The organism is Streptomyces sp. NPDC048349, from assembly GCF_040651925.1.
In the GTDB taxonomy this organism is placed as follows: Bacteria; Actinomycetota; Actinomycetes; order Streptomycetales; family Streptomycetaceae; genus Streptomyces.
In genome coordinates this window covers 1-12,001 of record NZ_JBEZLA010000069.1, presented here as the reverse complement: position 1 = coordinate 12,001, position 12,001 = coordinate 1, and the positions used below count along the sequence as shown (strand labels likewise).

General features: G+C 72.0%; 11 protein-coding genes. 3 read left to right on the top strand and 8 right to left on the bottom strand.

Going from position 1 to position 12,001, the window contains the following annotated elements; all coding sequences use genetic code 11:
* Positions 1–16: 16 nt before the first annotated feature.
* From AB0D44_RS29030 to AB0D44_RS29015, 4 genes are all read right to left on the bottom strand, one after another.
* Positions 17–886: a phosphopantetheine-binding protein gene (locus AB0D44_RS29030; RefSeq protein ID WP_362596288.1), complete on the bottom strand. Its 870-nt coding sequence runs from the start codon at positions 884–886 to the stop codon at positions 17–19.
* Between the two features lie 19 nt (positions 887–905).
* Positions 906–1,586 carry a ScbR family autoregulator-binding transcription factor gene (locus AB0D44_RS29025; protein WP_362596286.1) on the bottom strand — a complete coding sequence of 227 codons (681 nt, stop codon included), beginning with the start codon at positions 1,584–1,586 and terminating at the stop codon, positions 906–908.
* A gap of 94 nt (positions 1,587–1,680) precedes the next feature.
* Positions 1,681–2,523 carry an AfsR/SARP family transcriptional regulator gene (locus AB0D44_RS29020; protein WP_362596284.1) on the bottom strand — a complete coding sequence of 281 codons (843 nt, stop codon included), beginning with the start codon at positions 2,521–2,523 and terminating at the stop codon, positions 1,681–1,683.
* Positions 2,524–2,816: 293 nt separating this feature from the next.
* On the bottom strand, positions 2,817–3,452 hold the full coding sequence (locus AB0D44_RS29015) for a ScbR family autoregulator-binding transcription factor (RefSeq protein ID WP_362596282.1): 636 nt from the start codon (positions 3,450–3,452) through the stop codon (positions 2,817–2,819).
* Positions 3,453–3,947: 495 nt separating this feature from the next.
* On the opposite strand from AB0D44_RS29015, the gene AB0D44_RS29010 reads away from it, so the two are divergent.
* The gene (locus tag AB0D44_RS29010) at positions 3,948–4,952 is read left to right on the top strand and encodes a ScbA/BarX family gamma-butyrolactone biosynthesis protein (protein ID WP_362596280.1); all 1,005 of its coding nucleotides are present in this window, start codon (positions 3,948–3,950) and stop codon (positions 4,950–4,952) included.
* Between the two features lie 443 nt (positions 4,953–5,395).
* Positions 5,396–6,058, top strand: a complete 663-nt coding sequence (locus AB0D44_RS29005; RefSeq protein ID WP_362596278.1) for a ScbR family autoregulator-binding transcription factor — start codon at positions 5,396–5,398, stop codon at positions 6,056–6,058.
* 146 nt (positions 6,059–6,204) lie between these two features.
* On the opposite strand, the gene AB0D44_RS29000 is transcribed toward AB0D44_RS29005, so the two are convergent.
* From AB0D44_RS29000 to AB0D44_RS28985, 4 genes are all read right to left on the bottom strand, one after another.
* The gene (locus tag AB0D44_RS29000; protein ID WP_362596277.1) at positions 6,205–6,594 is read right to left on the bottom strand and encodes a DUF6009 family protein; all 390 of its coding nucleotides are present in this window, start codon (positions 6,592–6,594) and stop codon (positions 6,205–6,207) included.
* Entirely contained in the window at positions 6,591–8,222 is a 1,632-nt protein-coding gene (locus AB0D44_RS28995) for a phage/plasmid primase, P4 family (RefSeq protein WP_362596275.1), read from the bottom strand. Before AB0D44_RS28995 ends, AB0D44_RS29000 begins: the two co-directional genes overlap by 4 nt.
* Positions 8,219–9,256, bottom strand: a complete 1,038-nt coding sequence (locus AB0D44_RS28990) for a bifunctional DNA primase/polymerase (RefSeq protein WP_362596328.1) — start codon at positions 9,254–9,256, stop codon at positions 8,219–8,221. The genes AB0D44_RS28995 and AB0D44_RS28990 overlap by 4 nt, the downstream gene beginning before the upstream one ends.
* A gap of 627 nt (positions 9,257–9,883) precedes the next feature.
* The gene (locus AB0D44_RS28985; RefSeq protein ID WP_362596326.1) at positions 9,884–11,239 is read right to left on the bottom strand and encodes an AMP-binding protein; all 1,356 of its coding nucleotides are present in this window, start codon (positions 11,237–11,239) and stop codon (positions 9,884–9,886) included.
* A gap of 176 nt (positions 11,240–11,415) precedes the next feature.
* Between AB0D44_RS28985 and AB0D44_RS28980 the strand changes: the two genes are divergently transcribed.
* The gene (locus AB0D44_RS28980) at positions 11,416–11,913 is read left to right on the top strand and encodes a DUF1772 domain-containing protein (RefSeq protein ID WP_362596273.1); all 498 of its coding nucleotides are present in this window, start codon (positions 11,416–11,418) and stop codon (positions 11,911–11,913) included.
* The last annotated feature ends 88 nt before the right edge of the window (positions 11,914–12,001 follow it).

Genomic DNA, 12,001 nt, shown 5'->3' with positions numbered 1-12,001 from the left:
CTGGAGAGGGACGGCTTCAGCCGCGGCGAGCGAGCAGCACGAGCGCCTCGTCCACGCTGAGCCGGTCCTCACGGACCGCGTCCAGCAGGACGTCGAGGTCGCCCCGGGCCTCCGGTCGGAAGGCGAGCTCGGGCGCCCGGGCGGGGGCGGCCTCGTGCCCGGAGGCTCCGGTGCGCACGGCGATGTAGGCGGCCATGGCCGCGAGGTTGGGGTGTTCGTAGAGCAGGACGGACCGCTCCTTCATGCCGAAGGTGCGGTTGACGGTGGCGATGAACTCGGCGCCCACGACGGAATCGACGCCCAGCACGTTGAACGGGGCGGTGGTGTCGATGTCCCAGGCGTCGCAGCACAGGATCGCCGCGAGCTGCTCGCGCAGCACTTCGGCGATCTGCTGCGCACCGGGCGCCGGCGCGGGTGGCGGTACGGGGGCCGGGTCCACGGCGGGAACGGCGGAAGCGGCGGGATCAGGCGAAGCGACCGGAGCCGGCGGCGCGACCTGAACGACCGGAGCAACCGGGGCAACCGAAGCAACCGGAGCGACGGGCACGGCGGGCACGGCGGGCACGGCGGCCGCGGGGTCGGTGCCGGGTACGGAGCCCGCAACGCTGAAGGCGGTCGCGGCCGGTCGGGCCTCCCCGCTCTTCATCGCCCGCTTGACCTCCCGTGCGAAGGACGCCGGGGTCGGGTAGTCGTACAGGTCGGTCGCCCGCACCCGCAGTCCGTACCGGCTGTTGACGACGGCCACGAACTCCACGACCAGCAGGGAGTCGAGCCCCAGGGTCCGGAAGGTCTGCTCGGGGTCGATCTTCTCCGCTTTGATCCGCAGGACGTCGCCGAGCACTCCGACGAGATCGCTCAGCACGTCAGCAGGATGGTCGTTCGTCATCGATTGCTCCTCCAAGCCTTCAGTGGCACACGGTCCGGTATCGGTGGTCCGGCGCGCCGGCCACGGCGCGGGCCGGGAGATCGGGCATCGGCACTTCGGAGCGGAACTGCTTCACCGCCCCCTCGGGCACCAGCATCGGCAGCAGCAGCGACCACAGTCCGGAGACCCGGCGCTGCAGCTCGGCGTAGGGCATCGGGGTGCCGGCCATCGCCTCGATCCCGCAGGCGGCCGCGGCGACCAGCGATTCGACGCTCTCCCAGCGGCCCTCGGCGCGCAGCTCGCCCGCGTCGCGCGCCTGGCGCAGCAGCCCGCAGACCGCCGCGAGCCAGATCTGGTGGAAGTCGGCGACTGCCTGGGGCAGGCCCGCGCACTCCTTGGTGAGGCGGAAGCTCGCCGGGATCGCCGGCTCCTCCCGCAGGGTGCGGGCCATCCAGTGCGTGGTGTCGACCAGCGTCTGCAGCGGCGAGAGCCCGGCTTCGAGCCGCTCGCGCACCGACTCGTCCAGCAGGGCGCAGCCCCGCTGCTGGACCGCCTCCGCCAGTTCGTCCTTGGAGGCGAAGTGGAAGTACAGCGCTCCCTTGGTCACTCCCGCGAACGCGGCGATCCCCCCGAGGGTGGCGTTCGCGTAACCGTTGCGGTGGAACATCTCGGCCCCCGCGTGCACCAGCTTCCTGCGGGTCCGCTCCGACCTCTCCTGCACCGCGGTTCCTCCTCGGCCCCGACCTGTGGCTGTCCGGTCGCGCGGCCGCACCTCCGGGCCGTCCGCGGCGTGCCGGATGGGGTGTGCGGGCATCTCAGCCCACGCGTACGAGTCGCTCGTTGCCGGTCTCCGCCACCCCCGCGGGGCTTTCGGGGCCTGCCATGAGGATCGAGCGCTGCAGCCTGCGCAGGGCCGCCGACGGCTCGAGCCCGAGCTCGCGCACGAGGACCCCGCGCAGCCGCTGGTACACGTCGAGCGCCTCGCCCCGGCGGCCCGACCGGTGCAGGGCCAGCATGAACTGGCCGTGCAGGTTCTCGTGCGTGCGGTACCGGCTGGCCAGTACCGTCAGTTCGGCGAGCAGCTCCCGGTGGCGTCCGATCCGCAGGTCGGCCTCGATGCGCTGGTCGAGGGCGCACAGCCGGGTCTCCTCCAGCCGACGGGTCTCCATGTCGAGCTGGATGCCGCCCTGCACGTCGGCGAAGGCGGGGCCCGACCACAGGGCCAGCGCTTCGCGCAGCAGGCGGGCCGCGCCCGGGAAGTCGCCGGCGTCCATGGCCCGGTAGCCCATCCCGGCGAGCCGGTCGAACTCGCGGACGTCGCTGGTACCGCCGCCGCTGTTGAGCAGGTAGCCGCCGGGCAGCGTCACGAGCACGTCCTTGGCCGTGCGCCGGCCGTCCCCGCCCTCACCGCCCTCGCCCCCCTGCTCCAGCGCCGTCGCGATGAGGGTCCGCAGCTGCAGCACGTAGGTCTGCAGCGTCGTGCGGGCGCTGCGCGGGGGCGTCCCCGCCCACAGCTCCTCGATGAGGGCCGACACCGGGACGACCTGGTCTGCGTGCAGGGCCAGCAGTGCCAGCACCTGTCGCGGCTTGGGGGCGGTCGGCGTTACGGAGACTCCTTGTTCCCGCACCGCCAGTGTGCCCAGTACTTCGATGTCCACGTCGTACTCCCCTGTCCGTGGATAAGCCTGACTCAGTAAAAAACAGGACTGGCGGTTTGTCAATACGAAACCGACCGCGCTGTTTTTATTTCTTAGCCCCTCTAACGACCCCTCATATGCGGCTCTGACCTGCATCTATTCCCGCCTCCTCGGCGAACTGGTCACCAGAAGGTCACTCTGAGTCCCCTCCAGAACGAACCCAGGGCGGGTCAAAACAGACCACTGGGTCTCCACGCATGCAGAAGCCCCGGCCTTCCGTCCTCGCAGACGGGAAGACCGGGGCTCGTCCGCCCCTACAGCGGGCAGGTCCCCTCGACGTCGAGGTCCTGGAGGAGGGCCGACGGCACGACCGTCGGCAAGAGCAGCCGCCAGAACCGGGCGACCGTGGAGGCCGAGAGCCACTCCACCTCGCGGACCCCGAGCACCTCGAAGCCCACGGTGGCGGCCACCACGGCGCTGACCACGTCCGAGGCCGTCACGTCCTGGCGCAACTCGCCCTCGGCATCGGCCTGTTTGAGCGTCTCCTCGACCCAGCGCCGCCACCATTCGCGCAGATCGGCATGGGGCGGACGGGACGCCTCACCGCTCAGCTCGAAGCCCGCCCGCAGCACCACGTCCCCGCGCAGCCCGCCGGCGAGCCGGTGCGTGACGTCGATCAGGAGCTGCATGCGGCTCGCGCCCAGCGGGAGCACGGCGCCGGTGACGGACAGCAGGCGGGCCAGCGCCGCCTCCTCGACGGCGTCGGTCAGCGCGGCCTTGCTGATGAAGTGGTGGTGCAGCGCCCCGTTGCTCACCCCGGCGAGCGTGCTGATCGCGGTGAGCGACGCCACCGCGAACCCGTCCCGGTCGAAGATCTCGGCCGCGGACCGGATCAGGGTGTCGCGCGTGCGCATCGCGCGTTCCTGTTTGACCATCAACTGCTCCGTCACTGCGAGGGGTTGCCACGCCTGCGGAAGGCAGGCGGGCCGGGGGGCTGGCACGGAGCCGGGCGGGGGAGCCGATCGCGATGGCACCCCCGGCACCACCCCCACGGTCTCACCAGACCACTCCCCCGCGAGGCGGCCGCTGCTCCGTACACCGAACTCTAACAAACCGCTTATGCGGTTTTTGATCTGGATTTCATCGACCATCCGGACGGGCCGGGGGACGGGCCGATCCACGGCCACCCTCGACACACGCACTAGAGAACGACTCGCGCCCCTCTCGACACACGCGGGACAGGACGGGACCCTGAGACTGTGGTTAGAGTGGTCGGAAGGGCTCAGAGAGCCCTGACCAGGGGAAATCGCTAACTGGGAGCAGTCGCTTCCGCTTCGCCGTATCGGCGGAGGCTTGGGTACCGCTAGAAATTAAACCGGTTGGTATGTATCTTTCCGAGCCGAGGGCATACACGCCCATCTCGCCAGCGGAGCCCAGGGGGAGCAATGTCTGCGAGCACGTTCCACGTCGAACGCCCGGCGATCGCCGCCTACCAGGCGGCATTCACGGCGGAGCCACGGCCCGATCTGGCCGCTCTGCGTTATCCCACCCTGACGACCACGGTGCCCAAGGAGCTGGTGCACCGGGCCGCCGTCGCCGAGGTGATGCTCACCGACTGGCAGCGCGAGGACGACACCCGTTTCAGGGTGGAGGCGCAGTGGCCGCGCAGCCACAGCTTCTTCACCCCCATCGACGGGGAGTACCACGACCCGCTCATGGTCGCCGAGACGATCCGCCAGGCCGGGGTCCTGCTCGCACACGCCGAGTTCGGCGTTCCCTTCGGTCACCAGTTCCTGATCCGGGAGATCGCGCTCACCATCCACCCGGAGCACCTCAAGGTCCGCCAGGCCCCGGCCTCCCTCGACATAGAGATCACGTGCTTCGACACGAAGCGACGCGGAGGCTGCCTGTCGGGGATGACGTACGAGTCCGTCATCCGCCGCGAGGGACGGGTGGTGGCGACGGGGCGGACCTCCTACACCTGCGTCAGCCCGGCCGTCTACGAACGGGTCCGACCCGCGCGCGTGTTCGCCGCGGATCACCGCCCGGTTCCGCTGACCGCCCCCACGGCGCCGCAGAGCGTGGGGCGCCTCTCGCCCGCCGACGTGGTGCTCTCGCCCATCGGCCACAGCAACCGCTGGCAGCTGAGGCTCAACTCCCGCCACCCCGTGCTGTTCGACCACCCGGTCGACCACGTCCCGGGCATGCTGCTGCTCGAGGCCGCCCGGCAGGGCGCGGCCGCGGCGCTGAACCGTTCTTCCTTCCTCCCGCTGAGCATCACCACCGAGTTCAAGCGGTACACCGAGCTGGACGAGCCCTGCTTCATCGAGGCCCACCGGCTGGGCCCCGCCACGCCCGGGGGCGACGAGAGAGTGCGGGTCACCGGCCACCAGGGCGGAGGGCTGTCCTTCAGCTCCCTGGTGACGGCTGCCCCGGATTCCGACTGCTAATCCGCCCCGCACCCCCGGGGCTTGCTCCGCCCCCGCCGGACGGCCCGGCCCACCGGGAGCCCTCGCGCCGGCCTGCCCGTGAGCCGGCGGCCGCGTAGGCCCGCCGAGGGCGCCCGGCTCACGCACGCCCCGTACCGGGCACCCCGTTGCTCGCCACGCCCGCAGGTCTCCCGCGCCGCAACCTCACTCTCCGTGATGGTGCGCCGTCTGCGCGGGCCACCTGTTCGAGGCGGCAAAACGGGCATCCCGCCCGCCGTCCCAGGCCGCCTGGCGCTCCATGGCCGTGACCCCCGCCACAAGGTCCCTCAGAGGCCTTTCATCGGTAGGACATGCCCAAGTCGGTCATGTGTTGGTTGGCTCTGGGTTGGTCCGCTGTAAGATACGAACTAGACGGTTTGTATACGGAGCCTTTCCAGGGGTTCGTCAACCAAGTGGAGGGCAACATGGCGGAGCAGGAACGGGCCATCCGCACGCGTCGAGCCATCCTGTTGGCGGCGGCGAAGGTGTTCGAGGAGCGTGGTTACCAGACGGCGACGATCTCGGAGATCCTCTCCACCGCCGGTGTGACCAAGGGCGCCCTCTACTTCCATTTCCAGTCGAAGGACGAGCTGGCGCAGGGGGTGCTCACCGCCCAGCACCAGGACCTCGTCATCCCCGACCGCACGACCAAGCTCCAGGAGATCGTGGACATGGTCGCGCTGCACACCTACCGGCTGCAGACCAACCCCATGGTCCGGGCCAGCGTGCGGCTGGCGATGGACCTGCGGGCGAACGAGCTCGACCGCAGCGGCCCCTGGCAGGACTGGGTCGACGGCGTGCAGGCCAAGCTGGAGCTGGCGCAGGCCCAGGGCGAGCTGCTCCCCCAGGTCCAGCCGCGCGAGACCGCCGACGTGTTCGTCGGCGCCTACGCAGGCATCCAGTCCATGTCGCAGGCGATCAGCGACTACGAAGACCTCGTGGTCAGGGTCTTCGCACTGCTGCGCCACCTGCTGCCCAGCATCGCCCAGCCCTCGGTCCTCCCCTCGTTGGACCTCTCCGCGACCCGGGGCGAGCGTGTCTACGAAGAGGCCCTGAAACAGTCCGAGGAGCTGGCCGCCGCAGGGTGAGCGGCCGGAGTCACCACCTGGCCGACGCGTCGGACGACGCACGCGCGCACGTGCAATGTCCCCCGGTCGGCCGGGCGTTGGCCCCAGCAAGGAAAAAAATACCGTCTACCCTGTTCTTTTTCAACATCAACTTGCTCTCCGGACGCCTACGGCATCAGCTCTCGCATGGCCGACGACATCGGGCCGCCCTCGGAGCGCTCCGTCTTGCGCCCTTTGCTGCCCGGGGCCAGGGTCCGGGCGTCCACGGCCTCCGCCGGCGCCCCCGTCGCGTACAGACCGCCCGGGTCGGTGTCCCGGTCGTGCGGCAGCAGCCAGAAGACCCGGCGCCGGAACGTGCCGGAAGAGCGGGAGGGCTTGGCACCCGGCCCCAGCAGCGCGTACCCGACCATGCGCCCGTCGCGGTGGTAGGCGGGCCTGCCGCGCCGGGTCGGCAGCCGGTCCAGGCTCTGCCGGACGTAGTCGAGCCTGCTGATGTCCTCGAGCCAGACGAGGTCCACTTCGTGGACGATCTCGTCCTCTGCGATGAGGGCGCTCATGCTGTCTCCTCGTCCGCGAGCAGGCCGATGCCCGGGTAGTACTTGCGCTGGTTGGACAGGATCATTTCCTTGGGCGACGCCAGTCCCACCACCTCGCGGACGCGCGCCGCGAAGGCCCGGGACGAGATCGCCGGAGCGCCCTCATTGTGACACCAGGCCCTGTAGGCCGCGTAGAGCGTGGCCTGCTCCGCCCGCAGATCGGGATCGAGCCGGCAGGCCTCACCGATGAAGCGTCCGGTGTGGTCCTCGGTCTCGGCGTACGCGGTGGTCGCGATGCGCACCCGCTCGGGGCCCGTGAGGTCCTTGTCGCCGCCCAGGTAGCGGCGGGCGCCCTCGATGAGCCAGTTGAGGATGCCGGGGCCCTCCTGGGTGACGAGGACGTCCGCCAGGTTGTCGATCTTGCGGTCGTCGGAGACGACCCGCTCGAACGGGATCAGCCGCATGCGCCGCCAGAACGCGAAGCCGCCCGTGCCCACTTCGGGGCGGTGGTTGCCCAGCAGCCACAGCTTGTGCGTCGGCTCGAAGCTGAAGAAGTCCTGCCGCATCCGGCGGGCCTTGATGCGGTCGCCGCCGGTGAGCAGCTTGACCCGGGCCTCGTCGAAGCGGTCGCCCGGCTTGACCTCGCTGCACACGATCACCCGCCGGCCGTGCAACTCGGCGAGGTCGGTCGGATGCCCCTCGTACGGCCGGGCCATCAGGAACCCGGGCGGCGCCGCGTCCGCGTAGTCGCCGAGCAGCTTCATGAGCACGTCCAGCAGGACGGACTTGCCGTTCTTCCCGGACCCGAACAGGAACGGCATGACCTGGGCGCCGACGTCCCCGGTGACGGAGTAGCCGAGCAGCAGCTGCAGGAAGTCGATCATCTGCGCGCCCTCCGGCCCCTGGCCGAAGGTGTCGGTCAGGAAGCGGTTCCAGCGCGGGGTGGGCATCGGCTGCGGCGCCGCCGAGGTGGAGCGGGAGTGGAAGTCGTGCGCGGGGTCGGAGGGGCGGATGTGACCGGTCCGCAGGTCCACGACCCCGGCGGGCGTGCACAGCGCGTACGGGTCGGCGTCCAGCCGGGCCGCGTTGAGCACCATGCCCGGCGCGGACTTCGCCTGCGCGAGCATGGCGTTCATCCCGCTGGTGCTGAGCGCGCGGCGGCGGTGCTGCTGGAGCGCGGCCGGGGTGTAGACGCCGCGGGGGTCGGTGGTCGCGATGGACTCCGCCAGGTCCCCCGCGGCCCACACCGCGGTGTCGTCCTCGTCGATCTGCCAGCGGGTGCAGTCCCAGCGGAACCAGCCGATGCCGGGGACGTGCCGGTAGTCGTTGGAGTAGAGCTTGACGAACAGTTTGGCGTTGCCCCGGTCGGTGAGCGTGTCGGGCAGCAGCCCGTCGGCCGTCGCCTCGCCACCGGAGAGCGCAGCACCGGCCTGCGCACCGGCCTCCACACCCGGCACCACTCCGGACGCCACACCCGCCACGGCATCCGGCACCGCAGCCACAGCACCCGGCTGACCGGTCAGTCCGGACTCTGCCGGCTCCCGGGGCGCTGGCACGGGTACGGGTACGGAGACGGGCTGCGCGAGGATCTGCGCCGCGACCGCCTGGACGTCGAACTCGGAGAGCACGCTCTCCTGGTCGGGGCTCATACCCGGCCTCCGGGGGACAGCGGGCGCGCCAGCCCCGCACGCAGCCCGCCACGGATGATGGCCCCGCAGCGGCCGTCCTGCCCGGGGCGGGCCCGGTCGGCCGCTTCCCGCAGGGCCCGCGCTGCGTCGGCCTCGGTGAGGTGCCCGGAGGCGACCAGCCCGCCGGCCGTGTAGGCGGCGCGGTTCAGCTTCTCGGAGAACGCCGCCCCTTCGGGTACGGCCGCGCACGCGGCGACCTCGGCGAGCACGCCCGCCAGGACCCGTTGTGCCACGCCCCCGCCGCCGCCGGCCGCCAGGACGGCCTGCCGGGCGCGGGGCGGCACGGGCCGCGGCCCGGCGGGCGCGGCCGCAGCGGTGGCCTCGGGAGCCAGGTGCCCGGTGCGCTGCAGCTCGCGGGCGAGCCAGTCCGGCAGCGGCGCGGGCTCGCGTACGGCTCCCACGGCACGGTAGACGCCCGCGCGGGTCACGGTCCCCGGAGCCACGATGTAGCCGCCGTGCGCGCGTACGTCCACCTGCCAGGCGAGGGCGCGGCCGGAGCCCGAACCGGTGGAGCACTGCCACCGCCGCCCGCCGCCCCGGTACCAGACGTGCAGCCCGCCCGACGGCGTGCGCACGCGCAGCGTCGAGGCGTCGTCCGCAGGACTGCCGACGCCGCGCAGAGCGGCCAGTACGCCCAGCGTGTGGAAGCCGTTGGCCAGTCCCGTCAGGTCGATCCCGGCGGAGATCCCGATGCCGGGCAGCAGCCGGTCGCGGCCAGGCAGTTCCCGCTCGTGCGCGTCGACGTCGATGACCACGAGGTCCGCGGGGCCGGCGGCCACGCCGACGCCGAGGTCCGGCCGGGGGCCCCACCACTGCCCGATCCGGTCCGCGTCGAGGGTGGCCGCGTGGAAACCGTGGCACCAGCGGCCCGCCCGCAGGCAGGCGCACGACCGGCGGTCGTGTCCCGGCGCGCGGCACGCGTCGCAGTTGCCCACGGGCGTCTTGCGGCCCGCGGCGAGGGGGTGAACCGGCCACCCCTGCCGGGCACACCACATGGCAGTCGTCACCGGGAGCGCGGCGACCGGGGCAGTTCTCGTGCACTGCCCTGGGTCGCTGCGCGAATCCCGCAGCTCAGCTGCCATTCACATCCCCCATCAGCGACTGAAGCGACTCAACGCCCAAAATCAGATTAGCGAAACCCCCGGGAGGCGAGGGGCATATGAGCCAGAACAGATGTACGCCTCCTGCGGGTGGGCCAGCGACCGGCCGACCCACCGCCCAGCGACCGGGTCTCCTCCGGTCGCTGGGCGGCTTGCCCACAGAACACCAGGTCACAGGCGTACGCAAACAAGAACAGCGACCGAAGCGACTCAAGGTCCGTATATATGACGCACACACACGCGCACACGCACGCGCACGAATGTCTTCATATACCCGACCCTTGGGTCGCTTCAGTCGCTGTATGCCCCGTCAAACCCCTCTGACCTGGGGTTTCTTCCAACTGCTCGGAGCGACTCGGAGGGTCTTGAGTCGCTCGCGTCCGGTAGCTGCCCGCCCGTACTCCCCTTCCGGGCGCCCCCTACCCCTCCTGGGCCGGGCCTTGAGCGAAGGGCGAGCCACGGCACCGGACTTCCGATCCTCAGGCCCTCCGCAGACCCTCCCCGGGCCTGTTCCGGGTCGCCTCAGCCCGCCTGCGGATCCGACTCCCCCGTCAGCAGCAGCTTCTTCTGCGGCTTGCCCATGGCGTTGCGCGGAAGGGCCGCGACGAACCGCACCTCCCGCGGGCGCTTGTGCACGGACAGGTGCGCGGCCACGAACTCGGTGAGCTCCGCGCCGGTGACCCCCTCGGCGACGACGAAGGCGACGATGCGCTGGCCGAGGTCCGGATCCGGGACGCCGACCACGGCCGCCTCGCTCACCTTGGGGTGGTCCAGCAGGGCGTTCTCGATCTCGCCCGCGCCGATCCGGTACCCGCCGGACTTGATCAGGTCGATGGAGGCCCGGCCCACGATCCGGTGCACGCCGTCCGTCTCGTCCACGGCCGCGATGTCACCCGTACGGAACCAGCCGTCCTCGGTGTACGCGGCGGCGGTGGCCTCCGGGCGCCCCAGGTAGCCGGCGAACAAGGTCGGCCCCGTGAGCTGGAGTTCCCCGATCTCGGCACCCGGCTCGGCCGCGATCCGGGTCCGGATCCCGGGCAGCGGGGTGCCGACCGTCCCCGGGCGGACCTCGCCGCCCGCCCGGCCGCTGAGGGTGATCAGGGTCTCGGTCATGCCGTAGCGCTCGACCGGCCGCAGCCCGGTCAGCCGCTCCAGGTCCCGGAAGACGGGCGAGGGCAGGGCCGCGCTGCCCGAGACCAGCAGCCGGGCCCCGGACAGCGCGGCCGCGGCCTGCGGCGCCGCGGCGATGCGGGACCACACCGTCGGCACCCCGAAGTACAGGCTGCCGCCCGCCTCCGCGTAGGCCTCGGGCGTGGGCCGCCCGGTGTGGACGAGGCGGCTGCCGGTGCGCAGGGCGCCCAGCACGCCGAGGACCAGACCGTGCACGTGGAACAGCGGCAGCCCGTGCACCAGGGTGTCCTCGGCGCTCCACTGCCAGGCGCCGGCCAGTGCGTCCAGGTCGGCGGCCAGGGCCGCGCCGCTGAGCACGACGCCCTTGGGCGCGCCGGTCGTCCCGGACGTGTAGAGGATCAGCGCGGGGTCCTCGGGCGCCGGCGCCGGCGCCGACCAGCCGGAAGCGCGCCGGGCGAAGTCCACGTCGACCAGGGCCGCCCCGGAGTCGCGCAGGATGTGCTCGCGCTCGGCGGGCCCGGCGTCGGGCGGCAGCGGGACGAGCGGTACCCCGGCCAGGAGCGCTCCGACCGCGGCGGCGACGGTCTCCAGCGAGGCCGTCGCGGTCACCGCGAACGCGGGGGCTCCGGCCACGTCGGCCGCGACCGCGCGGGCGGCGCCGAGCAGGTCCTCGTAGGAGGCGCAGCGGCCTGCGACGGTCACGGCGTCCGGCCGGTCCCCGTACACCCCGTCGAGCGCGGTCAGCATGGTTGGCATGGTCGGCAACTCCCCTTCGCACGTGGCCTGCACGGCCTGCACGCCGCGCCCAGCCTACGGCCGGGGATGCCCCTATGATCGGCGGGACTTGACCGTTCGACGACTGCTCGACGAGTGCGTCGCAGCAGGCGTGGAGCACTGCTTCGACGACTGTGGGGGAGACCGGAGTGGAAACGGCACGGTTCGCGTCCCTGATCGCCGCGACGATCACGACGGGCCTCGTCAGCGGCCTGTTCTACGGCTTCTCGGTGGCCGTGATGCCGGGCCTGCGGCGCGCCGACGACCGGACGGTCGTCGAGGTGATGCAGCGCATCAACGTGGCCATCCTGAACGGCTGGTTCCTCCTCGGCTACGTCGGCTCCCTCCTCTTCACCGGGCTGGCGCTCGGCCTGTGTCTGCCTACCGGTGGCCGCGACGTGCTGGCCCCGGTGATCGGCGCGTTTCTCTGCTGCGTCCTGGCGATGGGCATCACGGCCAGGGTGAACATCCCGCTGAACAACGCCCTGGAGCAGGCCGGCCCGGTCGACCGGATCGCCGACCCGTCCGCCGTCCGCCGGGCCTTCGAGCAGCCGTGGGTGCGGGCCAACGTGTGGCGGACGGTGCTGTCCACGGCCGCGCTGGGCCTGCTCGCCTGGGCGCTGGTCCTGCACGGGCACAGCGCCTAGGGGGTGTCTGACGGAGGTCCGCGGCGTCGCGGTGCCCGGCACGCACTCTCGCCGCACCGGCCGAAAGCCCAAGTACGTCCAGTACGGG